Source organism: Streptomyces sp. NPDC056479 (assembly GCF_042795335.1).
Taxonomy (GTDB): domain Bacteria; phylum Actinomycetota; class Actinomycetes; order Streptomycetales; family Streptomycetaceae; genus Streptomyces.
The window spans coordinates 428223-452149 of record NZ_JBHTRZ010000010.1 but is presented as its reverse complement, the minus strand read 5'-3'; the positions used below and the strand labels follow the sequence as shown (position 1 = coordinate 452149).

Sequence of the window (23927 nt, the reverse complement as noted above, 5' to 3'; positions counted from 1 at the left end):
CCGGTCACTAGTGCGCCGTAAGGGCTTTCGAGGACACGGGGAAGTCGAAGTAGGTGTCCGGATAGGCCTCCGGCTTGTAGGTGTAGTGCCACCACTCCTCGGCGAGGTTCACGAAACCGAGGGCTTCGAGGGTGCCCTTGAGCAGCAGCCGGTTGGCGCGCTGGGGGCCCTGGATGCGTGGGTCGAGGGTGTGCGAGAGGGTGTCGAAGCAGTCGAAGCCGGTGCCCATGTCGAGGGAGTTGTCGGGGAAACGCTCGCTCCGGGGCGCGTAGCAGGGCACCAGCGGCTCTCCCGGTACGTACGGCCTGGTGGGCTGGGCGGGCAGCCGGACGACGGTCAGGTCCACCGTCGAGCCACGGCTGTGGCCGGATTTCTCCGCGATGTAGCCGTCGAGGAACAGTCGGGTCTTGTCGACGTTCGGGTAGAACTCGCCCTTCATGGCCTGGTCGTCGAGGTCCTCGGCCCAGCGCACGAAGTGGTCGACGGCGCGCTGTGGCCGGTAGCAGTCGTACACCTTGAGTGTGTGGCCCTGGCGCAACAGCCGCTGCTGGGCCTTGTGGAGGGCTTCGGCGGCGGGTCGGGTCAGGATGCACAAGGGCTGCCGGTAGCCGTCGATGCGCTCGCCGACGAAGTTGTGCGGGGTGAAGTACCGCATCTCCTGGACGATGGTGGGGTCCACGGTTCTCAGCGCCACGAAGTCCTTCGGCGCCTTGGGCTCGGTCTTCGCCTGGGCGGTGCCGGGGGCTGCGGTCACGGCCAGCAGGGTGGCGAGCGTGGTGACCAGTCCGCGTACCGCGGTCGACAGTCGTGTCATGTCTCCTGCATCTATCAGGAGTTGGGGCCGGCGGGGAAGCGGTCGGGCGTCACGTCCACCCTGAAGGTCGAACACCGCGCCCTGCCGTGTTCCGGTCGCCCGTGGCACACTTCTGACGTTCCGTCAGATCCCCATCGGGAGGGAACATGCCACGCACGCATACACCTGTGGTCGCCGGGTGGTTCGCCGGCGACGGGGAGGACTTCCGGCTCGTCGGCACCCGCTGCGCGGCCTGCACCTCGGTCTTCTTTCCTCGCGAGGACGCCCACTGCCGCAACCCGGGGTGCCCGGGCGGCGATCTGGAGGAGGTGCCCCTGTCGCGGCGCGGGCGCGTCTGGTCCTACACGGACAGCCGGTACCGGCCTCCGTCACCCTATGTGACCGATCCGGAACTTCCGTGGGAGCCGTACACGTTGATCGCTGTGGAGCTGGAATCCGAGCGCCTGGTGGTGCTGGGGCAGGCGGCTCCCGGGGTCACCGTCGCCGATCTGACGGTGGGCATGGAGGTGGAGGTCGTTCCCGGCGTGCTCCATGAGGACGCGGAGACGATCTGGACGACCTGGCAGTGGCGGCCGACGGGGGTGACGGCATGACGGACGACGTGGCGGTGCTCGGCGCGGGCATGCATCCGTGGGGCAAGTGGGGGCGCGGCTTCGTCGAGTACGGCGCGGTGGCGGCCCGCGCGGCACTCGCGGACGCGGGACTGGAGTGGCGGGACATCGGGTCCATCGTCGGCGCGGACACCGTGCGCGGCGGCTACCCGGGGTATGTGGCCGGGGCGACGTTCGCGAAGGCACTCGGCTGGCAGGGCGCCCGGGTGGCGAGCGTCTACGCGGCGTGCGCGTCCGGGGCGCAGGCGATCAACACCGCGCGGGCGCAGATACTTTCGGGGCTCGCGGACGTCGTGCTCGTGGTGGGCGCCGACGCGGCTCCCAAGGGGTTCTTCCGGCCGGCGGGCGGCGACCGGCCCGACGATCCGGACTGGCTGCGCTTCCGTGTCCTCGGTGCCACGAATCCGACCTACTTCGGGCTGTACGCGCGCCGGCGGATGGCCGTGCACGGGGACACGCCGGAAGACTTCGCGCAGGTCAAGGTGAAGAACGCCGCTCTGGGCGCGCTGAATCCCTACGCGCGCTACCGCAAGGCGGTCACCGCCGAGGAGGTCGCCGCCTCGGCGGTGGTCGCCGATCCGCTGCGGCTGCTCGACATCTGCGCGACGTCGGACGGAGGTGCGGCACTCGTGCTGGCCGGCATGGAGTTCGCGCGTCGGCACGGTGCCGCGAACCCGGTGCGCATCCGGTCGGTCTCCACCGTGACGCCGCGCTACCCCAACACCGTCCTGGATCTGCCGGACATCGCGACTGACTCCGCGGCCGCGGTGCAACCGGCGGCCGAGACGTTCCGGGAGTCGATCGCGCGCGCTGCCTACGAGGAGGCGGGCATCGGACCCGAGGACCTGTCGCTCGCGGAGGTCTACGACCTGTCCACGGCGCTGGAATTGCAGTGGTACGAGGATCTGGGGCTGTGCGGCCAGGGAGAGGCCGCGAAGCTCCTGCGGGAGGGCACGACGGCGCTCGGAGGACGAATACCGGTGAACGTGAGCGGCGGTCTCGCCTCCTTCGGCGAGGCGGTCCCGGCCCAGGCCATCGCTCAGGTGTGCGAGCTCACTTGGCAGTTGCGAGGCGATGCGGGTAATCGTCAGGTCGACGGGGCGCGCGTGGGCATCGCGGCGAACCAGGGGCTGTTCGGGCACGGGTCGGCGGTCGTCGCGATGCGATGAGACACGGCCGTGCGACGGGCCCTCGGGCACGGTCGTACGGCGGTGCCGGGGGCGGCCCGCGACCGGGGCGATCAGCATTTATCTACGCTGTGTGAGCAGGCAGGAATCCTGCGTGAACGTCTTATGAACTGGTCTCGGGCGCGCTTCAGCGGAGCCATCATGCTTTTCGTGCACTCCTGGACGGATACTCTCCGCTTCGCCTTCCAACCGGTGGTCAATCTGACGACCGGTGGAGTGGCGGGGCTGGAGATACTCGCCCGACCGGAGACCGGCGACGTCCTGGCCGAGGCCCGCCGCAATCCCGAACTCGACGGCCAGCTCGCCGTGTTGGCATTCCGTGCGGCGGCTCGCAAGGAAACTCTGTTCCCGCTGTACGTCAACGTGTTCGCGGGCACCCTCGCCGACCTCGGTGGGCTCACACCGCTGCACGACGCCGTGCGCGCGGCGGGGCGGCTGCCGTGGGAGGTGACGGTCGACATCTGCCCGCCGTACACGCACGTGCCGCAGCAGGCGCTTCTGGAGGCGGTCGGCGCGCTGCGGGAGCAGGGGTTCCGGATCAGCGTGGACGGCGTGGGTGACGGGGACATCCCCTTGCGCCTGCTCACGGACATGGCGCCGGAGCTGGTGAAGCTGGACGCCTCGCTGCTGGCGCGGCCGGCGGCGATCGGGGCGATGCGGACGCTGTGCGAGCAGCTCGGGGCACTCCTGTGCGTCGAGGGCGTGGAGACGGAGCTCCAGTGCGCGGCCGCGCGGTCGGCGGGCGCGCAGCTGGCCCAGGGAGAGCTGTTCGCTCCACCGGCCCGGTTGCCGGCGGCGGAGGTATACGTTCCGCCGCGCTCGTCCGGACTCGGGGTGACGGCTCGCTCGGGGCCCTCGGTGCGGGAGTTCGTCCGGCCGGCGGCATTGCTGCCCGCGACCGCGTCGGCCGGCCAGGTGCGGGCGCTGCTGACCGGGTCGCCGGACGTGTCCGGGGTGCTGCTGGTGGACAGGTACGGCATCCCGGTGCGGTCGGTCCACCGTTCCCGCTTCCTGCTGTCGATGTCGGGGCGCTACGGCCATGCCCTGTACGCCGACCGGCCCGCGGCCAAGCTCGGCGACCCTCCGCGCACGGTCGGCGTCGACGCCACCGCGTGGGAGGTGCTGGACGTGGTCGCGGACGGCGGCCGGGACCGTACGTCGGACGATGTGGCCGTGGTCGACGCGTACGGCCGGTGCGTGGGCGTCGTACGCCTCGCGGACCTCGTACGAGCCCTCGCCGAGACCAAGGTCGAGGAGGCGGCCCGGCTCAACCCGCTGACCCGGCTGCCCGGCTCGGACGCGATCACCGGGGAGGTGGACCGGCGGATCGCGGACGGACGGACCTTCGCGCTGAGTTGGCTGGATGTGGACCATTTCAAACGGGTCAACGACGGGGCCGGGTTCGCGGCGGGCGACGAGCTGATCCGTTCGGTCGGGCGGGCGCTTCAGCACGCGGCGTCGGACAGCACTCGCGTCGGCCACATCGGTGGGGACGACTTCCTGGTGCTCGCGGATCCGGAGAGGCTGAGTCCGCTCGCCGTCTCCATGCTGGACGCGCCCTGGTCGGCGGGTGGACTTTCGGTCACGTTGTCCCTGGCCACGGTCCTGTGCGAACCGGGAAGCGTGACGGATCACCGGCAGGCCGCCTCCTGCCTTGCACCGCTCAAGAAGGCCGCGAAGTCATTGACCGGGGCGAGCTGGGTGCTGGGCCGCGCCGGGCTGCCCGGGCACGAGATCCTTCGTGGGGTGACGGGGGCCGCGGCCCCGGCCGAGTGCGCGGTGGCGGAGCCGGGCAGAGGGTGAGACGCTTTCCCCTGGAGGTTGGCGGTGACCGAAAGGCGGCGCAGGCCTCAGCACAGCAATGGACTTCGATCCCTGCCGGGTCCAGCGGGAACTGGCCCGACCGCCGGACTCAGCAGGGTCCCGTCCCAAGCTGGCGTGCCGGGAGCACGGTCGGCGTGGGTCCGTGACCCGTCGGCACGCCCTGAACCGTTGGCGTCGGCGACCTTGACGCCCCCTGGACACCGGTGAACACTTCCCGGTGTCGGTCGACATCGCCGTACATTCTCGGCGTATCCACGCACTGCGCCGCGCGGTTCCGCCTGTACTAAGGCCCCCTCCCCCACGGGCGATTCGGCTTCGACGGCACGCTCGTCACGGACGCCGGGCGGGGCGCGGGACCTCCCTGCCTCCGGCTGAAGTCGCCATGGGAAACGCACCCCGCACGGAGAAACCGGGGCCGATCGTCCCGGCCAGGGCCTAGGAGCAGCCATGAGCAATGGAGACATCTTCCTCGGTGAGGTCATCGGCACGGCGATCCTGATCCTCTTCGGGGCCGGAGTGGTCGCCGCCGTTGTACTGAACTATTCGAAGGCCAAGGACGCTGGCTGGGTCGTCATCGCCTTCGGCTGGGGCTTCGGCGTGATGGCCGGGGCGTACACCGCGGCGCCGCTGTCCGGCGGGCAGCTCAACCCGGCGGTGACCATCGGGATCGCCATGGACACCGGGAACTGGGACAAGGTCCACATCTACATCGCGGGCCAGATGGTCGGCGCGATACTCGGAGCCGTGCTGTGCTGGCTGGTCTACTTCGCGCAGTTCCAGGCCAACGCCGACGAGAAGATCGCTCAGCCGACCCTCGGGATCTTCTCCACCGCGCCCGCGATCCGCAATACGGTGGCCAACCTCATCACGGAGATCATCGCGACCATCGCGCTGGTGCTGCCGATCCTTGCGTTCGGCCTGACGAAGGGGCTCGGCGTATCGGGCACCGCCATCCTGATCGTCTCGTTCCTGGTGGTCGGCATCGGACTGTCGCTCGGCGGTCCCACCGGGTACGCCATCAACCCGGCCCGTGACCTGGGCCCCCGCATCGTCCACGCCTTTCTCCCGATTCCCAACAAGGGCACCTCGGACTGGGGTTACGCGTGGATCCCGGTGGTGGGACCGCTGATCGGCGGCGTGCTGTCCGGGGTCATCTTCAACGCAGCGTTCTGAACGATCCGACGAAGGGGACGCCATGACCGACAAGTTCGTCGCCGCAATCGACCAGGGCACGACCTCGAGCCGCTGCATCGTGTTCAACCAGGACGGCGCGATCGTCGCCGTCGACCAGCGCGAGCACCGCCAGATCTTCCCCAAACCCGGCTGGGTGGAGCACGACGCCACCGAGATCTGGTCCAAGGTGCAGGCGGTGGTCGCCGGGGCGATAGCGAAGGCCGGGCTGCGCGCCGATCAGCTCAGCGCGCTCGGCATCACCAACCAGCGCGAGACGACGGTCCTGTGGGACCGCGCGACGGGCAAGCCGGTGCACAACGCGATCGTGTGGCAGGACACGCGTACCGCGGCACTGTGCAACCAGCTCGGCGGCTCGGACGGACAAGATCGTTTCCGTGAGCAGACCGGACTGCCGCTGGCCAGCTACTTCTCCGGCCCCAAGGCGGCCTGGCTGCTGGACAACGTGCCCGGCCTCAGGGCCCGCGCCGAGGGCGGCGAGATCGCCTTCGGCACCATCGACTCCTGGCTGATCTGGAACCTCACCGGCGGCACGGACGGCGGGCACCACGTCACCGATGTGACGAACGCCGGGCGCACCATGCTGATGAACCTGGAGACCCTCCAGTGGGACTCCTCGATCCTGTCCGCCATGAACGTCCCCGAGGCCATGCTGCCGGAGATCAGGTCCTCCTCCGAGGTGTACGGGACCGCCGTCGGACAGCTGGCCGGTGTGCCGGTGGCGTCGGCCCTGGGCGACCAGCAGGCGGCCGTGTTCGGGCAGGCCTGCTACGACGTGGGTGATGCGAAGAACACCTACGGCACGGGCAGCTTCCTGCTGCTCAACACGGGCAACCGGCCGGTGCCGTCGAAGAGCGGGCTGCTGACGACGATGGGCTACAAGATCGGCAACGAGGCACCGGTGTACTGCCTGGAGGGCGCCATAGCCATCACGGGCGCTCTGGTCCAGTGGTTCCGTGACCAGCTCGGCATCATCCGTACCGCCGACGAGATCGAGACGCTGGCGGAGAGCGTCGAGGACAACGGCGGCGCTTACATCGTGCCCGCCTTCTCCGGCCTCTTCGCGCCGTACTGGCGCTCCGACGCGCGTGGTGTCGTCACCGGCCTGACGCGATACGTCACCAAGGGGCACCTCGCGCGGGCGGTGCTGGAGGCGACGAGCTGGCAGACGCGTGAGGTCGTGGACGCCATGTTCCAGGACTCCGGCGTCCAGCTCACGAGCCTGAAGGTCGACGGAGGTATGACGAAGAACAACCTGCTCATGCAGCACCAGGCGGATGTGCTCGGCGTGCCGGTGATCCGGCCGAAGGTCTCCGAGACGACCTGTCTGGGCGCCGCGTACGCCGCAGGGCTGGCCACGGGCGTGTGGAACGACCTGGACGAACTCAAGGCGCACTGGGCGAAGGACGCCGAGTGGACGCCGGCCATGAGCGCCGAGGTGCGGGACCGCGAGTACCACAACTGGCGCAAGGCCGTGGAGAAGAGCTTCGGCTGGGAGGAGGACGGCGAGAGCTGATTCGGACGGCTGAAGCCCGAGAACGGTCCACGCGAGCGTGCCTCACGCGCGCGTGCCGGTGAGCCACGGCCCGTACCCCGGTCGGCGGGGGTACGGGCCGTGCCCGTACCCGGACTTCAGGACGTCACGGTCTGCCGGCGGTCCGTCTGATACGCCATGGCGTGCTGGACGACTCCGATGAGTGTCTCCTTGACGGACTCCCGGTCGCGGGCGTCACACAGCAGCAGCGGTACGCCTTCGTCGAGGTCGAGGGCCTGGCGGATGTCCTCCGCCGGGTACCGGTCGGCTCCCTCGAAGCAGTTGACGCCGATGAGGAAGGGTATGGAGCGCCGTTCGAAATAGTCGACGGCCGCGAAGCAGTCCTCGAGGCGGCGCGTGTCGGCGAGGACGACGGCGCCGAGCGCGCCTTCCGACAACTCGTCCCACATGAACCAGAACCGCTCCTGGCCGGGGGTGCCGAAGAGGTACAGCACCAGGTCCTCGCGCAGGGTGATCCGGCCGAAGTCCATGGCCACGGTGGTGGTGCGCTTGCCCTCGACGCCGCTCGTGTCGTCGACCGGACGTCCGGCCTCCGTGAGCAGTTCCTCGGTGCGCAACGGCCTGATCTCGCTGACCGCGCCCACCAGGGTGGTCTTGCCCACGCCGAAGCCGCCGGCCACCAGGATCTTGAGCGTGACGGGCTCGACCGGAGGCTTCCCGCGCTCAGAACGCCCGAAGATCATCGATCTCTTCTCCTGCTTGATGGGGGTCGGGCGACGGTGGGCCGTAGCCTCCGCCGCCGGGGGTTTCGATGACGAGTACGTCGCCGGGTCCGACGTCCGCCGAGTCGCTTCCGCCGAGTGCGGTGACCGTGCCGTCCGCGCGTTCGACGCGGTTGGCCCCCGGCGCGCCGGGCTCGCCGCCCGCCATGCCGTACGGCGGGACCCGGCGGTGCTGGGACAGCGTGGAGACGGTCATGGGCTCGTGGAACCTGATGCGGCGCACGGCCCCGTCCCCTCCGCGCCACTGTCCGGCGCCGCCGCTGCCCGGCCGCACGGCGAACTCGTCGAGCTGTACGGGCAGTCGCCATTCCAGCACTTCGGGGTCGGTGAGCCGTGAGTTGGTCATGTGGGTCTGGACGACGGGTGCGCCGGGGAAGCCGTCGCCCGCGCCGGATCCTGAGGCCACGGTCTCGTAGTACTGGTGGCGCTCGTTGCCGAAGGTGACGTTGTTCATCGTGCCGGAGCCCTCGGCCTGGACGCCCAGTGCGGCGTAGAGGGCGCCGGTGATCGCCTGCGAGGTCTCGACGTTGCCGGCGACGACCGCTGCCGGGGGGGTTGGAGCGAGCATGGAGCCGGTCGGCACGACGATCTCCAGGGGGCGCAGACAGCCGTCGTTGAGCGGGATGTCGTCGGCGACCAGGGTGCGGAAGACGTACAGGACCGCCGCGTTGACGACCGAGAAGGGGGCGTTGAAGTTGGTGGTCAACTGCGGGGACGTGCCGGTGAAGTCGACGGTGGCGGAGCGGTTCGCGCGGTCCACGCGTACGCGGGCCCGGATGACGGCGCCGGAGTCGGCCTCGTAGGCGTACTCGCCGTCGTCCAGGGCGTCGATGACGCGGCGCACCGCTTCCTCGGCGTTGTCCTGGACGTGCCTCATGTACGCCTGGACCACGTCGAGGCCGAAGTTCTCGATCATGCGGGCGACTTCGTCGACGCCCTTCTGGTTGGCGGCGATCTGGGCGCGCAGATCGGCGAGGTTGGTCTTCGGGTTGCGGGACGGGTAGGGCGCCTCGGTGAGCAGGCGGAGCGTCTCGTCCTCGCGGAAGCGGCCGTTCTCGGCGAGCAGCCAGTTGTCGAAGAGGATTCCCTCCTCGTCGATGGTGCGGCTGTTCGCGGGCATGGAACCGGGCGCGATGCCGCCGATCTCGGCGTGGTGGCCGCGGGAGGCGACGTAGAAGAGGATCCTCGGCTCACCCTCCGTGTTCGCCGTGTGATCCGTGTCGAAGACCGGGGTGATCACGGTGACGTCGGGCAGATGGGTGCCGCCGTGGTACGGGTCGTTGACGGCGTAGGTGTCGCCGGGGCGCATCCGGGAGCCGCGGCGCCGGATGACCTCCTTGACGCTCGTGCCCATCGAGCCCAGGTGGACGGGGATGTGCGGGGCGTTGGCCACCAGGTTTCCGTCGGGGTCGAAGAGGGCGCAGGAGAAGTCCAGGCGTTCCTTGATGTTGACGGACTGGGCCGTGGATTCGAGGCGGGCGCCCATCTGTTCGGCGATGGACATGAAGAGGTTGTTGAAGACCTCGAGACGAACCGGGTCGGCTTCCGTGTCGAGTTCGGAACTCTCCGTAATCGCCGCGCGTTCCATGACCAGATGCCCGTCGTCGGACATCGCGGCCCGCCAGCCGTCGTCGACGACGGTCGTCGCGCTGGCCTCGGTGATGATCGCCGGGCCGGTGACGGTTTCGCCGGGAGGGAGGGACTCACGGCGGTGGAGGGGTACGTCGCGCCAGGTGCCGCCTGTGTGGAGGCGGACCGACTGCGGGGTGGCCCGGCTGCCTTCAGGGGCGGCCTCGTAAGGGGCGAGAGCGGAGAGATCGGGGGGTTCGGTGATGCCGGTGGCTTCGACGGAGAGGGCTTCGACGACGATCGGGCGGTCGAGGGTGAAGGAGTACGTGGCGCGATGACGTTCTTCGAAGGCCTGCCGCATCGTGTCGGGTTCGGTGAGTTCGACGGTGAGGGTGGTGTCGGTGCCGTCGTAGCGCAGTTGGGTGCGTCGGGTGACCTTGATGCGGTCCTCGGGCACGTCCTCGTCGAGGAGTTCGTTGCGGGCGGCCGATTCGAGGTCGTCCGCCGTCTTGAGGACGCCCGGCATCGAGGCCGCCTCCAGGGGGGCCTCGACGGACTGTTCCCGCATGGCCGTCGTGTCGGCGAGGCCGATGCCGAGAGCGGAGAGCACGCCGGCCATGGGCGGTACCAGGACGGTACGGATGCCGAGCGAGTCGGCGACCATGCACGCGTGCTGCCCGCCCGCACCCCCGAAGGTGGTGAGCGCGTAGCGGGTGACGTCATGGCCCTTCTGAACGGAGATCCGCTTCACGGCGTTGGCGATGTTGGCGACCGCGATCTGCAGGAAGCCCTCGGCGACCTGCTCGGGGGTGCGGTCGTCGCCGGTCTGCTCGCGGATATCGCGCGCGAGGGCGCCGAATCGCTCACGGACGAGGGCGTCGTCGAGGGGCTGGTCGCCCTCGGGGCCGAACACCTTGGGGAAGTGGGCGGGTTGGATCCGGCCGAGCATGACGTTGGCGTCGGTCACGGCCAGCGGGCCACCGCCCCGGTAGCAGGCCGGCCCCGGATCCGCACCCGCCGAGTCCGGCCCTACGCGGTAGCGGGACCCGTCGAAGTGGAGGACCGAGCCGCCGCCGGCCGCGACGGTGTGGATGTCCAGCATGGGGGCGCGCAGCCGGACGCCGGCGATCTGCGTGGTGAAGACGCGCTCGTACTCGCCCGCGAAGTGCGAGACATCGGTGGACGTGCCGCCCATGTCAAAGCCGATGACACGGTCGAACCCGGCGAGCTGCGACATCCGCGCCATGCCTACGATCCCGCCGGCGGGGCCGGAGAGAATGGCGTCCTTGCCGCGGAACTGCCCGGCTTCGGCGAGACCGCCGTTGGACTGCATGAACATCAGCCGCACGCCTTCGAGCTGGTCGGCGACGTGCCGGACGTAGCGGCGCAGCACGGGCGAGAGGTAGGCGTCGACGACGGCGGTGTCCCCGCGCGGGACGAGCTTCATCAGCGGGCTGACCTCGCTGGACAGCGAGATCTGCGGGAAGCCGATGCGGGCGGCGAGCTCTCCGACGGCCTGTTCGTGGGCCGGGTGGAGGTGGCTGTGCAGGCAGACCACGGCGAGGGCGCGGATCCCGTCGTCGTAGGCCTCCTGGAGGGGGCCGGTGAGGGCGTCCAGGTCGGGGGTGCGCAGGACGGCGCCGTCGGCGGCGATGCGTTCGTCGACCTCGACGACCCGTTCGTACAGCAGCTCGGGCAGTTCGATGCGGCGGGCGAAGATGTGCGGGCGGTTCTGGTAGGCGATGCGCAGGGCGTCGCGGAAGCCTCGGGTGACGACCAGCAGGGTCCGCTCGCCCTTGCGCTCGAGGAGGGCGTTCGTCGCGACCGTCGTGCCCATGCGGACGGCCTCGATGGGATCCCGGGAACCGTCCAGCAGCTCGCGTACGCCCGCGACGGCCGCGTCGGAGTAGCGGGCCGGGTTCTCCGACAGGAGTTTGTGGGTCAGCAGGCGGCCGTCCGGGCGTCGCGCGACGATGTCCGTGAAGGTGCCGCCACGGTCGACCCAGAACTGCCAGCCTGTCACGTCTCTACCCCGCTTCCGCGCCGCTCACAGCGCCCGCAGGCCGCTGATCACGTCGCGCAGAATACTCTCGTCGACCAGCTCGGCCGGTGGTACGGGCCGGTTCACATGGACGAATTCCCCGTCCACGAGATCCCCGACGAGAACCCGTACGACTCCGATGGGCAGATCGAGCTCGGCGGAGAGCTCGGCGACGGACTGCGGCTCGTCACGGCACAGCTCGACGATGTCCACGTGTTCCGGGGACAGTGTCGAGTCGGCGTCCGGATCGTCCGCGTGCGGTTCCGCGACGACCACCGCGATCAGGTCGAGGCGGTGCTGGGCCGCACTGCTGGTGCGCCCGCGCGTCATGGCGTACGGACGGACGACCGGCCCGGCCTCGTCGTCGAACCAGTGGCTTCTTCCCTGACCGTCAGCGCTCATGCCATCCCACTACCCGCCCGAGGGCAGATCGGTGCGCGGAGCGGTGCCCAGATGTACGCCGACCCGCTTGACCAGCAGCGTCATCTCGTAGGCGACCTGGCCGACGTCGGAGTCGGCATCCGAGAGCACCGCGAGGCAGCTGCCGTCACCGGCGGCCGTCACGAACAGGAAGGCGTCGTCGAGCTCGACGACCGTCTGCCGGACGTTACCCGCCTCGAAGTGACGGCCGACGCCCTTGGCGAGGCTGTGGAACCCGGACGCGACGGCTGCCAGGTGCTCGCTGTCCTCGCGGGTCAGGTCCTTGGACACACCCGTCGGCAGGCCGTCGCCGGAGAGCACGAGGGCCTTACGGATGCTGGCGACGCGGTCCACCAGGTCTTCGAGGAGCCAGTTGAGCTCCCCGGACTGATTGGTCGCGGTGTGGCCGGTCGCCTTCGGTGCGGTCATCGACCGTCCCCCTTAGTCGTTCCTTGTGGTGCTGTGCCGCTGTGGGCGTCGTCGTCCGCGGCGTTCTCCCGGCGGCCACGCTGCCAGCCGCGCTGGAGTGAGGCCATTCGGCTGCGTACCTCGTCCGCGTCCCGCTCCTCGAGCTCCGACTTGTCGTCGGCGCGCTGTGCGGGGCCCTGCTTGAGCTGGGGCGCCAGGTTGGCCTGCCGTACCCGTCGGGGCAGCGGTCCCGCACCGGAACCGGGCTGCCGCGGCGGGGTGGGCGGGGTCGGCACGGAGTCGTCGGCGCTGCTCGACGCGATCGCTGGGCGGCGTGTGCGCTTGGGGAGAGCCAGCGGCTCCGACGGTTCACCGCGGTCGCGTCCGGCGGAGGACGAGGGCTCGGTGCGGTCGTCGATGCGGTCCGGCCCGCCGGTCACCTCCGCTCGGGGTCCGGTTGCGCGGCGGCGGGTCGGCAGCGGAGCGAGGCCGTTCGGCTCCGGACGGCTGGGGACCGCGGGAGGCTCCGGGTCCGCCTTCCCCCGCCGGGAGCGCTGCTCGGTGACCGGACGTCCGTGCGAGCTGACCAGCTTGGGTGCACCGCGGCGGGGCAGCGGCACCGGGGCGCTCACGTCGTCGGTCCGGTCCGGCCCGTCAGGGGTGCCGGAGAGGGGGTGCTGTTCGCCGAGCGGACCTGTCACCTCGGCCTCCGGGTGGGAGAGGGCACGACGCGGGCGGAAGAGCCCTCCGCGCTCGCCGTCCTCGTCGTCGAGGCCGTCGGGGAAGTCGCCGAGGGCGTCGAGGTCGACCGGGGCCTCCAGCTCGACCGGGCCGTCCAGCAGCGCGGCGGGCAGGCCGGGCAAGCGGGCGGGCACCTGGGTCAGGGCGGCCCGGCGCGACTCCTCCAGTTCGGCCTCCTTCGAGGGCGTGGGCCGGTCGAGACGGAACCCGATGCCGTTGGTGTCCGGCACGTCGTCGGTGAGCAGCGCGTCGGGGATGAAGACGACGGCGGTGGTGCCGCCGTACGGCGACGGCTGGAGCGAGACACGGACGTTCTGCCGCTGGGCGAGCCGGCTGACCACGAACAGGCCGAGCCGGTCGGTGTCGGACAGTTCGAACTCCGGCGTCTCGGCGAGCCGGAGGTTGGCGTCCAGCAGGACGTCGGCCGCCATACCGAGGCCGCGGTCGTGGATCTCCAGGGTGAAGCCGTTGGCGACCCGCTCGCCCAGGACCTGGACGGCGGTGTGCGGCGGGGAGAACACCGTGGCGTTCTCCAGGAGTTCGGCGACGAGGTGGGTGAGGTCGGCGACGGCCGGGCCGGTGACGGCGACGCGGGGCAGGCGGCGCACCTCGATGCGCTCGTAGTCCTCGACCTCGGCGACCGCGGCGCGGACGACGTCCATGAGCTGGACGGGCTTGCGCCACTGCCGGGAGGGGGACGCCCCGGAGAGGATCACCAAGCCCTCGGCGTGGCGGCGCATACGGGTCGTCAGGTGGTCCAGGCGGAACAGGTCGGCGAGTTCGTCGGTGTCCTCGGTCCGGCGTTCCATGGTGTCGAGGAGGGTGAGCTGCTTGTGCAGGAGGACCTGGCTGCGGCGGGCGAGGTTGACGAACACCTCGGAGACGCCGGCGCGCAGTTCGGCCTGCTTGACGGCGGCCTCGACGGCGGCGCGCTGGAGGGTGTTGAGGGCTTGGCCGACCTCGCCGATCTCGTTCTTGTCGAACTCCAGCCGCGGAACCTCGGTCTCCACGTCGACCTGTTCGCCCGCCGACAGGCGGCGCATCACGCTGGGCAGCCGGACGCCGGACGCCTCGTGGGCCTCCAGGCGCAGTTGCCGCAGATCGCGGATGAGGCTGCGGCCGATGCGCACGGACAGGACCAGCGAGAACAGCAGGGCGAGAAGGCCGAGGACGCCGGCGATGGCCGCCTTGATGATGACGCCCATCGCGACGGGCTGGACGCGTTCCTGATAGCGGGTGCCCGCCTCGTCGTTGAGCTTGCTGAGCTCTTCGAGGACGCTGCCGGCGGCGGTGTCCCAGCTCTTGGCGTCGACCGTGCTGGGCCTGCCGGGCTGGGCGAAGATGACCGCCTGTTCGGCCACGCGCAGCGGGGCCGTGGAGGCGTTCTTCCAGAACCGCTCATAGCGCTCGCGGTCGGACGAGGGCAGATCCGTCAGGCTGATGTCGTACATCACGGTGCGCTGGGCCACGAGGTCGGAGACGTCACGGGTCTCCTCGCGGGTGAGCTTGCCGACCACGAGGGCGGAACTGAGCAGCGCGTCCTCGCGCGAGAGCAGTTCGCGGGCGCGGGTGACGTTGAGCAGGGCGCGGGCCTGTTTGTCCATCGCGACGCTGTCGATGCCGTCGATGGCTCCCAGCAGCGCGTAGCAGGGGTCGACGAGCCGGTTGTAGAGATAGAGGGCCTGGGAGCGGGTGACCGTCCCGTCCTCGATGCTGCGGCGCAGGGAGTTGATGCCGTCGAAGGCATCCAGGACGGCGGTGAGGCGTTCCGCGTCACCCTCGTCCATCGCGTCGCGGACATCGGGGTCCTTGGCGTTCTTGCGGATCTCGGCGACGGCCACGTCCGTGGCGTTGCGAGTGACGCGCAGCGCGGTCTGCGCGTCCGACGCCCGGCGATCGGCGAGATAGACGAGCGCCTGACGGCGTTCCTGCTGGAGAACGCGCACGGCGTCCTCGGTGGAATAGCCGAGCTTCTCGACGAGGGATGACACCGTGAAGAGCTGGGCCACACCTCGCCCCGTGAGTACCGTGGTGAAACCCCAGATCGCAGTCAGGGACACCAGCGGCACGAGAAGCAGCGCCACCATCTTCCGGCGGATCGACTTCCCGCGAAAGCGCATGGCCTCCCCCAGCTCAAACCCCCCCACCGGTCAGGGGGCACACCTGTGCGTCAACAGTCGGCGCGAGCCTACTACCGACGCACAGTTAACTCGAAGAGCCGTCCGGAACCTGAACTTCCGCACCGGCGGCGAGACATGGGGAGTTGTCCGGGCATTGCGGGAGATTGCCTACCGCGATCGCGGGACCCCCCGGCGGAGGGAACCGGCCGGTCTCCCCGGCCAGTTGGCCGGAATTTTATCTTTCCTGGGAATCTTCGGGACGCGTCGTTCGTCCTTCTGTATGGGAATTGGGGGCGGAATGGGCCACAGGAGCCGCATCCAGCCTCTGGCGGGCGTAAAACAGCGCAAGCCGGGCAACCGCTGGGGAGCCGGGTCTTCGGACACGGGCAAGCGGTCTGCTGGCGGTGGGGAGTGACACGGTGATGGGCACGGCGGAGCGGCGTGAGACGCCCGAGGACGGCGCTGTGGCGCATGTGAGGGTGCGGCGTGGCCCGGAGGCACTGGATCGCGACATTCCGGCGGGCGCACGCCCCCGGACGGGGAGCCGGGAGATTCCGGAGGGCGCGAGCGTGGTGACGGCGGATGCGGACGACGGGGTGACCGAGGGCTGGTCGGGCTATCGGCAGCTGTGGGTGGAGGAGCCGGCCCGGCGGCGCCGGATGCCCGATCCGGTGCGGAGGTCGGCGGTGCGAGCCGTGCTGATCATCGCGGTGACGCTGATACAGGCGATGGTGGCCTTCCTGTGCACCCTGGCGGGATCGTGGCTGGCGTTCCCGATGGTGATCAGCAGTGTGGTGAGCACCGTGGTGGCCACGTGGGGCGCCGTGGACGTCTGGGTGACCCGCCAGGTGTGGAACCAGCGCAACGGCGTGGTCTCGGCACCGAGCAGCACGGCGCGGGCCTTGCGTCGCGAGCGGCGCCGGGCGCGACAGCAGGGTCGGGAGACGGAGCGCGCCCAGGAGCGGATACGTCAGCGGGGCGGGGCCGGACAGTTGTCGCACCCCTGAGCGTGGTTGAGAGGCGGCCGGGCGCGGGATACCCGGTCGGCCGAGCCGTCGTGGAGCGGAATGCCGGACCGCGAAGAGTCCGCTCCTCGACCGCGGGTCGGCACTGAGGCGACTCTCGTCCGCAGACAGGAGACGCCCGTGTCCGCCACCTACGACGTGATCGTCATCGGTCTCGGCGGCATGGGCAGCGCCGCCGCCCACCATCTGTCGGCGCGCGGCGCGCGCGTGCTGGGCTTGGAGAAGTTCGGGCCCCGTGCACGACCGCGGCTCCAGCCATGGCGGTTCGCGGATCACCCGGCAGTCGTACTTCGAGGGTGCGGCGTACGTTCCGCTGCTGCTGCGCGCCTATGAGCTGTACGAGGAGCTGGAGCGGGCCGGCGGTCGGGACATCGCCGTCCTCTGTGGCGGCGTGATGGTCGGCCCGCCCGACTCGCTCACCGTCGACGGCTCGCTGCGGTCGGCGCAGGAGTGGGACCTGCCGCACGAGATGCTGGACGCGAAGGAGATCCGCCGCCGCTTCCCGACGCTCACGCCGAAGGACGACGAGGTGGCGCTGTTCGAGCGAAAGGCCGGCCTTCTGCGGCCGGAGAACACCGTCGCCGCGCATCTCCAACTGGCCCCCCCGGCAGGGCGCCGACCTGCACTTCGACGAGCCGATGACGCACTGGGAGCCATACCGGGACGGCGTACGCGTCCACACGGCCGAGAACACCTACACCGCCGGCCAGTTGGTGATCTGCCCGGGCGCCTGGGCGCCGCAGCTGCTGACCGACATCGGGGTGACGTTCAGCATCGAACGGCAGGTCATGTACTGGTTCCAGCCGAAACACGGCACGGATCCGTTCGTCCCCGCGCATCACCCCATCTACATCTGGGAGGACGCGGCCGGCGTCCAGGTGTACGGCTTCCCTGCCATCGACGGACCGGATCTCGGCGCCAAGGTCGCCTTCTTCCACAAGGGACAGGTCACGACTCCGGGGACGATCGACCGGACCGTCCACGATGACGAGATCCAGGCCATGGCGGACCACATCTCCGGCTGCGTCCCGGACCTGCCCGGCAGGCTTCTCAAGGCCGCGACCTGCATGTTCTCCAATACGCCCGATGAGCACTTCGTCGTCGCACGCCACCCGGCGCACCCGGAGTCGGTCACCGTGGCCTGCGGGTTCTCCGGGCACGGATTCAAGTTCGTGCCCGTCGTCGGCGAGATCCTCGCCGACCTCGCCCTGACCGGCGGCACCCAGCACCCCATCGATCTGTTCGCCCCGGATCGGTTCACGGGCACTGACGCGCCGCATTGACAGGTGTCCTGCCGCACTGACACCGTCCCGCCTCATTGATCCACTCACCCTTCCGAGCCACTCCCTCCCCTCCGCCGGCCCACGAGGAGTCCGCTCATGCCGACCACGGAGCAACCAGCAAGCCCGCACAGTCATGACGACGCCGAACTCGCGGAGTTCGGCTACAAGCCCGAACTCAAGCGCACCCTGGGCAACTTCCACACCTTCGCCGCGGGGATCAGTTACATCTCGATCCTGACCGGCACGTTCCAGCTGTTCTACTTCGGCTACGGCAGCGGTGGCCCCGCCTACTGGTGGTCGTGGCCGATGGTCTTCGTCGGCCAGTTCATGGTCGCCCTCTGCTTCGCGGAGCTCGCCGCCCGCTACCCCGTGGCGGGCTCGGTCTACAACTGGTCAAAGAAGATAGGCAACCCGCATCTGGGCTGGCTCGCCGGCTGGATGATGCTGGTCGCGTCCATCGTGTCCATCTCGGCCGTGGCACTGGCCTATCAGCTGACGCTCCCTCAGATCTCGTCGGCGTTCCAGTTCGTGGGGGACGGCACCGGCAAGTACGACGTGGCGACCAACGCGGTCGTCCTGGCCGCGGTACTGATCCTGTTCACCACGCTGGTGAACGCCTTCGGCGTGAAGCTGATGGCGAGGATCAACACGGCGGGCGTGTTCATCGAGCTGATCGCCACCGTCGTACTGATCGTCCTGTTCGCCGTCCACATCACACGCGGCCCGCAGGTCGTCCTGGAGACGAACGGCACCGGCGCGGACTACGGCACCGGATACCTGGGCGCGTTCCTCGTGGCGTCGCTGGCGTCCGCGTACGTCATGTACGGCTTCGACACCGCCTCCTCCCTCGGTGAGGAGTGCCTGGACCCGTCCCGCAACGCACCACGCGCCATCATCCGCGCCATCGTGGCCTCCTTCGTGCTCGGCGGCCTGATCCTGCTGCTCGCGCTGATGAGCGTCTCCAGCCTGAAGGGCGAGAAGCTGTCCACGGACGGCCTTCAGTACGTCGTGCTCGACGTGCTCGGTCCCACGGCCGGCAAGGCGATGCTGTGGTGTGTGCTGATCGCCGTCACGGTGTGCGCGCTGGCGGTCCACACCGCGGCCATCCGGCTGGCGTTCGCGATGGCCCGGGACAACAACCTGCCGGCGTCCTCACAGCTGGCGCGGGTCAGCCCGCGCTTCCAGACACCGGTGCTGCCGACCGTGATCATCGGAATCCTGGCGCTGTCCATCCTGGTGGTCAACATCCGTCAGCCACAGATCTTCACCGTCGTCACGAGCATCGGCATCATCATGATCTACCTGGCCTACCTGGGGGTGACGGCGCCCATGCTGGTGGCGCGGCTGCGCGGCAGGTGGCAGCCCGCGGGCGAGGGAAGGTTCTCGCTGGGGCGCTGGGGGCTGCTGGTCAACATCGTCGCCGTGGTGTGGGGCGCGGGCATGACGATCAACCTGATCTGGCCGCGTGCCGCGGTCTACAACGCTGCGGCCCCGTACCACTGGTACCTGCGCTGGGGTGCGGTGCTGTTCGTCGCCGTCATCGCGGGCGGCGGTTTCGCCTACTACTGGTTCGTCCAGCGGCACCGGACGGGAGTCCTCGCCGAGCACAGCCTGGACTCCTCGGCCACCTCCGGCACCCCGTCCCTCACCAAGCCGGCGGCCGACTGAAGCCGGCCGCACCCTGGCTGATCACGCCGTCCCCGCACCGCACCTCAGGGCGCTTCGGGCGCGGGGCGTCTGAACATCCGGGTCGCGGTGATCTCGCTGTGCACCGCTTCCCCCGCCTGGGGCTGTTGCGGCAGCCCCGGGCGGAGGTGCTCCTCGACGCTGATGTACTTCAGTCCGGCCCTGAGGTCGGCGTCGTTACGCAGGCGGATGACCAGCGGGAACTCCGCCAGCGCGGTGGTGTCGAACAGGCCGGTGGTGTAGAGGAGCTGGACTCCCAGCGCGTCCGACACCGCGCGCTGCAGCTCCAGCAGATAGGTCGCGTTGGCACGGCCGATGGGGTTGTCGAGGAAGAGGGTGCCCGCGTGCCGGTGCTTGTCGCGGCCCCGGTCGTTCGACCTGAGCGCGGCCATCGTGCAGTACAGCGCGATGGCCGCCGTGAGCAGCTGACCGCCGGAGAACACGTCGCCCATCTGCCCGACGGGCACGCGCTCGGCGCGCAGCACCGCGTCCGGCTTGAGGATCTCGACGGCGATGCCCTTGGGCTGAAGGGCGGCCGCAACTCCCCTCAGCAGCAACGACATACCGTCGCGCCGCAGGTCGGAGTTCTTCTTCACGGCCGCCCTGGTCGCCTCGTCGATGACCTCGCCGAGACGCTCGGTCAAGGTCGCCTGGTCGGGCTCCTCGAAGCGGATGCGCAGGAACTCCTGCCCGGACCACTCGCCGAGCCCCTCGGGCAGCCGGGACAGTCGCTGGGCGGACCGCAGGGTCGCCAGCGCCGACTCGACCAGACCCCGGAGCCGGTCCACGATCGAGTCGCGGTTGCGTTCCAGCTGCGCCAACTCGTCGGTGAGGACCCGCAGTCGGGGCGCGAAGGCGTCGGCCCACTTCTGCGCGTGCTCGGGCAGCGCGGCGGCCGGCAGTTCGCGGATCTGCTGGCGGGCGGGGGTGCGGACCTGCTCGTAGCGCGTGGAGTTGGCGTGCCGTACGAGCACGTCGCTCGCCTCGCGTACGGCGGCCTCGGCGGCGGAGAGGTCGGCGGCGCAGCCACGCAGCGACCGGCGGGCCTCGGCCGCGGACTGCCGGGCCTCCTCCGGGCTGCCCGGGTAGGGTTCGGGCGCCTCCTTCTCCTCGTCCGCGGTGTGCTCCCGCAGCAGGTCACGCAGCATCGCGGCGATCTCGTCGAAGCCGCCGGCCGCGTCCTCGGCCGCGCGGTGGGCTTCGAGGAGTTCGCCGTGTGCCTCGCGGGCCTGGGTCAACGCCTCGGTGCGGGAGGCGAGTTCGGCGGTCGCGGTGCGCAGCAGCGCCTGCGCGTGGTCGGCGTCGCGCGGCCGGAGTTCCTCGGACAGCTCGGTGTGCGCCTCACCGTCCTCGGGGGCGTGCCGCTCGGCCTCTCCCCGCAGGCGCCCGAGCTGCTCGCTCGCGCTGGACATCCGGGTCTCCAGGAGCTGGACCAGCTCCTCCGCACGCGCGGCGGCCGCCTGCCGGGAGGGCCCGTCGGAGCCGTCGGGCGACTGCAGGAGCTGTTCGGCCCGGGTGCGGACCTTGTTGCTGAGCCGGTCCAGCTCCGCGCGCGCCGCGCTCTCGTCGCTCTCCGCGCGGGCCTGCTCGGCGCGCAGGTCGGCACCGACGCCGACCTTCTCATAAAGCTGGGAGGCGGCCCGATATGCCTCGCGCAGCGCGGGCAGGGACACCTTCGGGGCTTCCGCGTCCGTGTCCGGTACGTCGTCGGGGGCGCCCGCGATCTCCGAGCGCTCGGCGCGCAGGGCGCGGGCGGTGCGGCGCGCGTCGTCGCCGGCGCGCTGGGCGGCGCGGCGGTCCTCGTCGGCGGCGCGGGCGCGCTCCAGGCAGGTCTGGGCGCGGGCCTCGGACTCGGTGGCCTCGTCGGCGAGTTCGCGTAGCTTGACCTGCCAGCCGGCCCGTTCGCGCAGGCGGAAGGCCAGTCCGGCCAGGGCGTCGGCGGAGCGCCGTGCCCGCTGTGCCGCCTCCTGCCGCTCGTCGCGGACCTGTGCGGCCTCGGCGGCGGCTTCGTCGGCCTCGGCCCGCACGGTCCGTGCCTCGCCGAGCTCGGCCTCGGACTCCTCGGCGAAGGCACGCGTGTCCCTGGCCGCCTGCGCCAGCTCGACCAGGTGTCCGGCCGGGCAGCCGGTCCGCCACGAGGCGAGCCGCGCCGCCAGCTCCCGGTCCTTGCCGAGCCGCGCGGCGAGAGTGCGGATCTCCTCGTCCCGCTCGGTCGCCCGCGCGCGCAGCGCCTGCCGTTCCTCGTCGGCGGCGTGCTCGTCGTGCATGGCGGGGTTCGGCGGTACGAGGAAGACGTCACCGCTCGGCTCGTCGGCGGCCGGGGTCGGGGCGAGCAGGGCCGCCGCGGTACCCACCGCGACGGCCGAGCGGGGCAGCAGGGCCGCGTCGCCCAGCACCTCGCGGGCACGCGCGTGTGTGGCGGGATCGGTGATGATCACGCCGTCGACCAGTTCGGGCCGGGCGGCCAGCACACGCGCATGGTCGGCGGGATCGACGGCCTGGGCGAGGTAGCGCCAGCCCGGCAGCGCGGGGATGCCCTGTTCGCCGAGGAACTCCACGGTGGCCAGCACGTCCGGGCCGGGCGGCAGCAGGCCGCCGTCGCCCAGCGCGCCCAGGATCCGGGCGTCGTCGGCGGCTGCCGTACGCAGTTCGAAGAGCTGGCGCTCGGCAGCGGAGACGGCGTCGTCGAGCAGCTCACGCAGCTCGTCGGCGAAGCGGTCCAGCTCCTCGGGGGTGAGAGCACCCTCGACGAGGGCGGCGTCGGGCGCGGGCACGCTCGCCCTGCCATCGTCGCCCGCTCGCGGAGCGGGCACGGACCCGCGCTTCACGACGGACTCGCCGGTCAGGCTGAGCAGTTCCGCGAGCCGCTCCTCCACCGCCAGCCCCTCGGCGAGCCGGTGCTCGGCGTCGTGGGCGCGCTCCGCGCCGGTCGCCGCGTCCGCCGCGCGGGCCGCGGTCAGCTCCGCGCGGGACTCGGTCGACGCCGCCTCACGCGCGTGCTCCGAGGCGCGCCGGGAGGCCTCGCGGGCGATGTCCCAGGCGGCGACGGCCGTCTTCTCGGCGTCGCTCGCGGCGAGGGCCGCGCGGGCCGGGTCGGCGTCGGGCGCGCTGTCGTCGAGCCAGCCCGCGCGGACGGCCTCGGCGGTCTCCTGCTCGACCTCGGTCAACCGCTGCCGCAGATGCCCGACCTCGCTGCGGGCGCGCTGCGCGTCGGTGGCGGCGGCGGTGGAGTCCCGGTGAGCGGACTCGCTGACCTCCTGCAGCGCGGCGGAGCGCTCCTCCCCCTCGTTGGCGAGGGTCTCGGCGCTCTCGGCGGCCGCGTGCAGGGCCCGTACGAGATCGACGGCGGCCTTGGCTCGGGCGGCCAGCGCGGGGGCCGCGTCCCGCTCGGCCTCCTGGATGGCGGCGGCCACGCGGGCGACGCGGTCGGAGGCGGCACGGTGCCGCAGAACCGCCTCCGCGGCCTGCCAGGCGGAGTGCAGGGTGCGCGCGTCGGCCAGCTCACGCTTCTGCGCGGCCGCCGACTTCTCGGCCGCCGCGAGGGCCAGCGAGGCGTGCCGGAAGGCCAGTTCGGCGGCGATCAGCGCGCTGCGCTCCCGGGCCGCCTCGGCATGGGTGACGGCGTATGCGGCGGCGGTGACCCGCTGGGCGAGGTCGGCGGCCCGCACCCGCTCCTGGGCGCCTCGTGCGGACAGCCGCCGGGCCAGGGTCCTGGTGCGCCGCTCGGCGCCGGCGTGGATGTCACGCGCGCGTGAGCGTGTCTCGGCGGCCTCGACGATCCGCCCCAGCAGGTCGACGGAGCCGGCGGTGAAGTCCCGCTCGGCGATCAGCTCGGCCCGCCGGCCCAGCTTGTTGCCGAAGCCGCCGACCAGGTCGGCGAGGCCGTCGGTGTCGCGTGTGTCGGTCACGGCCCGCAGCAGCAGGTCGGTGAAGTCGGCGTCCTTCTTGACCGCGAAGAGGCCGGCCGCCTCGCCCTCGTCGGCGTTCATCTCCCGCTGGTAGCGGAAGAGTTCGGGATCGAGGCCGAGGTCGCCGAGGTGCTCGATCCAGCGGTCGTGGATCTCCTCCCAGTGGACCTCCAGATGCGGATACGCCTTGCCCGCCTCGGTGATGGCGTCCCGAAAGCCCTTCATGGTGCGACGGCGGCCCTGTGCGCCCGACTGGCCCTCGGCGGACGGTCGTACGGCGGTGGACTCGGCGACCGGCAGGTTGTCCAGACTCAGGCCGGGTCCCGGGCGGAAGGAGTACCAGGCCTCGGCGAACTTGCGCGGGTCGTTGGAGACCTGGCGCCCACGCCATTCGCTCACCTTGCCGACCACGACGCACTCGCCGGTGAGCGTGTGCTGCCACTCCAGCGCGACATGCCCGCAGTCGTCCGCGAGCAGGAACTTCCGCAGCACGCCGGAACTGGCGCCGCCGAGGGTGTTGCGGTGGCCCGGCAGCATCACGGAGAAGATCAGCTTGAGCAGGACAGACTTGCCGCCGCCGTTCTCCAGGAAGAGCACCCCGGCGGGCGCGGGCCGGCACGGCGGCCCGACGGGCTCCTCCTCGAAGAACTCCGCCTGCGTGGGCGCGGGGTCGGGCACGGGTTGGCCCACACCGCGCAGATCAAGCACGGTGTCGGCGTAGCGCGCACCGGCGGGTCCGATGGAGTAGAGGCGGACCCGGGACAGCTCGTACATGGCGGACTCTCGTAAGTCTTCGGCAGGTCGGGGAAGTTCGGGAAGGCG

Annotated in this window: 14 protein-coding genes and 1 pseudogene; 8 read left to right on the top strand and 7 right to left on the bottom strand. The window is 71.0% G+C overall.

Annotated elements, in window-relative coordinates; translation table 11 throughout:
• Window positions 1-7: 7 nt before the first annotated feature.
• On the bottom strand, window positions 8-814 hold the full coding sequence (locus tag ACFQ6S_RS35765) for a M15 family metallopeptidase (protein ID WP_383418995.1): 807 nt from the start codon (window positions 812-814) through the stop codon (window positions 8-10).
• Between the two features lie 167 nt (window positions 815-981).
• Here ACFQ6S_RS35765 and ACFQ6S_RS35760 point away from each other — a divergent pair, with 167 nt between their 5' ends.
• From ACFQ6S_RS35760 to glpK, 5 genes are all read left to right on the top strand, one after another.
• Complete coding sequence (locus ACFQ6S_RS35760) at window positions 982-1407, top strand: Zn-ribbon domain-containing OB-fold protein (RefSeq protein ID WP_383419041.1); 426 nt, start codon at window positions 982-984, stop codon at window positions 1405-1407.
• Entirely contained in the window at window positions 1404-2594 is a 1191-nt protein-coding gene (locus ACFQ6S_RS35755; RefSeq protein WP_383418993.1) for a lipid-transfer protein, read from the top strand. The genes ACFQ6S_RS35760 and ACFQ6S_RS35755 overlap by 4 nt, the downstream gene beginning before the upstream one ends.
• A 168-nt stretch (window positions 2595-2762) precedes the next feature.
• Window positions 2763-4415 (top strand): EAL domain-containing protein, encoded by a 1653-nt coding sequence (locus tag ACFQ6S_RS35750; protein ID WP_383419039.1) that lies wholly within the window; start codon window positions 2763-2765, stop codon window positions 4413-4415.
• Window positions 4416-4883: 468 nt separating this feature from the next.
• Window positions 4884-5609, top strand: a complete 726-nt coding sequence (locus ACFQ6S_RS35745) for an MIP/aquaporin family protein (RefSeq protein WP_383418991.1) — start codon at window positions 4884-4886, stop codon at window positions 5607-5609.
• A 22-nt stretch (window positions 5610-5631) separates the two neighbouring features.
• Window positions 5632-7143, top strand: coding sequence for a glycerol kinase GlpK (gene glpK / locus ACFQ6S_RS35740; RefSeq protein WP_383418989.1), 1512 nt, complete (start codon window positions 5632-5634; stop codon window positions 7141-7143).
• A gap of 116 nt (window positions 7144-7259) precedes the next feature.
• On the opposite strand, the gene ACFQ6S_RS35735 is transcribed toward glpK, so the two are convergent.
• From ACFQ6S_RS35735 to ACFQ6S_RS35715, 5 genes are read right to left on the bottom strand one after another with little or no spacing between them, the layout of a single operon-like run.
• Entirely contained in the window at window positions 7260-7865 is a 606-nt protein-coding gene (locus ACFQ6S_RS35735) for an ATP/GTP-binding protein (RefSeq protein ID WP_383418987.1), read from the bottom strand.
• Window positions 7846-11496, bottom strand: coding sequence for a hydantoinase B/oxoprolinase family protein (locus ACFQ6S_RS35730; RefSeq protein ID WP_383418985.1), 3651 nt, complete (start codon window positions 11494-11496; stop codon window positions 7846-7848). The genes ACFQ6S_RS35735 and ACFQ6S_RS35730 overlap by 20 nt, the downstream gene beginning before the upstream one ends.
• A 24-nt stretch (window positions 11497-11520) precedes the next feature.
• Complete coding sequence (locus ACFQ6S_RS35725; RefSeq protein WP_383418983.1) at window positions 11521-11916, bottom strand: DUF742 domain-containing protein; 396 nt, start codon at window positions 11914-11916, stop codon at window positions 11521-11523.
• A gap of 9 nt (window positions 11917-11925) precedes the next feature.
• Window positions 11926-12363 (bottom strand): roadblock/LC7 domain-containing protein, encoded by a 438-nt coding sequence (locus ACFQ6S_RS35720; RefSeq protein ID WP_383418981.1) that lies wholly within the window; start codon window positions 12361-12363, stop codon window positions 11926-11928.
• Window positions 12360-15203 (bottom strand): nitrate- and nitrite sensing domain-containing protein, encoded by a 2844-nt coding sequence (locus ACFQ6S_RS35715; RefSeq protein WP_383418979.1) that lies wholly within the window; start codon window positions 15201-15203, stop codon window positions 12360-12362. The genes ACFQ6S_RS35720 and ACFQ6S_RS35715 overlap by 4 nt, the downstream gene beginning before the upstream one ends.
• Before the next feature lie 422 nt (window positions 15204-15625).
• On the opposite strand from ACFQ6S_RS35715, the gene ACFQ6S_RS35710 reads away from it, so the two are divergent.
• The 3 genes and pseudogenes from ACFQ6S_RS35710 to ACFQ6S_RS35700 all read left to right on the top strand — a co-directional run bounded on the left by ACFQ6S_RS35710 (window position 15626) and on the right by ACFQ6S_RS35700 (window position 19179).
• Window positions 15626-16210 carry a hypothetical protein gene (locus ACFQ6S_RS35710; RefSeq protein WP_383418977.1) on the top strand — a complete coding sequence of 195 codons (585 nt, stop codon included), beginning with the start codon at window positions 15626-15628 and terminating at the stop codon, window positions 16208-16210.
• Window positions 16211-16348: 138 nt separating this feature from the next.
• Window positions 16349-17511, top strand: a pseudogene (solA, locus tag ACFQ6S_RS35705) (N-methyl-L-tryptophan oxidase).
• A gap of 96 nt (window positions 17512-17607) precedes the next feature.
• A complete protein-coding gene (locus tag ACFQ6S_RS35700; protein ID WP_383418975.1) occupies window positions 17608-19179 on the top strand; it encodes an APC family permease in 1572 nt (523 codons plus the stop codon).
• A 44-nt stretch (window positions 19180-19223) separates the two neighbouring features.
• Here the strand turns inward: ACFQ6S_RS35700 and ACFQ6S_RS35695 are convergent, their stop codons facing one another.
• Complete coding sequence (locus tag ACFQ6S_RS35695; RefSeq protein ID WP_383418973.1) at window positions 19224-23879, bottom strand: hypothetical protein; 4656 nt, start codon at window positions 23877-23879, stop codon at window positions 19224-19226.
• Between the last annotated feature and the right edge of the window lie 48 nt (window positions 23880-23927).

Excerpts from the sequence above, each read along its gene's own strand:
- ACFQ6S_RS35765 (WP_383418995.1), bottom strand. The coding sequence starts at position 814 with ATGACACGACTGTCGACCGCGGTACGCGGACTGGTCACCACGCTCGCC.
- ACFQ6S_RS35755 (WP_383418993.1), top strand. The coding sequence starts at position 1,404 with ATGACGGACGACGTGGCGGTGCTCGGCGCGGGCATGCATCCGTGGGGC.
- ACFQ6S_RS35745 (WP_383418991.1), top strand. The coding sequence starts at position 4,884 with ATGAGCAATGGAGACATCTTCCTCGGTGAGGTCATCGGCACGGCGATC.
- glpK (WP_383418989.1), top strand. The coding sequence starts at position 5,632 with ATGACCGACAAGTTCGTCGCCGCAATCGACCAGGGCACGACCTCGAGC.
- ACFQ6S_RS35735 (WP_383418987.1), bottom strand. The coding sequence starts at position 7,865 with ATGATCTTCGGGCGTTCTGAGCGCGGGAAGCCTCCGGTCGAGCCCGTC.
- ACFQ6S_RS35725 (WP_383418983.1), bottom strand. The coding sequence starts at position 11,916 with ATGAGCGCTGACGGTCAGGGAAGAAGCCACTGGTTCGACGACGAGGCC.
- ACFQ6S_RS35720 (WP_383418981.1), bottom strand. The coding sequence starts at position 12,363 with ATGACCGCACCGAAGGCGACCGGCCACACCGCGACCAATCAGTCCGGG.
- ACFQ6S_RS35715 (WP_383418979.1), bottom strand. The coding sequence starts at position 15,203 with ATGCGCTTTCGCGGGAAGTCGATCCGCCGGAAGATGGTGGCGCTGCTT.
- ACFQ6S_RS35710 (WP_383418977.1), top strand. The coding sequence starts at position 15,626 with ATGGGCACGGCGGAGCGGCGTGAGACGCCCGAGGACGGCGCTGTGGCG.
- ACFQ6S_RS35700 (WP_383418975.1), top strand. The coding sequence starts at position 17,608 with ATGCCGACCACGGAGCAACCAGCAAGCCCGCACAGTCATGACGACGCC.
- ACFQ6S_RS35695 (WP_383418973.1), bottom strand. The coding sequence starts at position 23,879 with ATGTACGAGCTGTCCCGGGTCCGCCTCTACTCCATCGGACCCGCCGGT.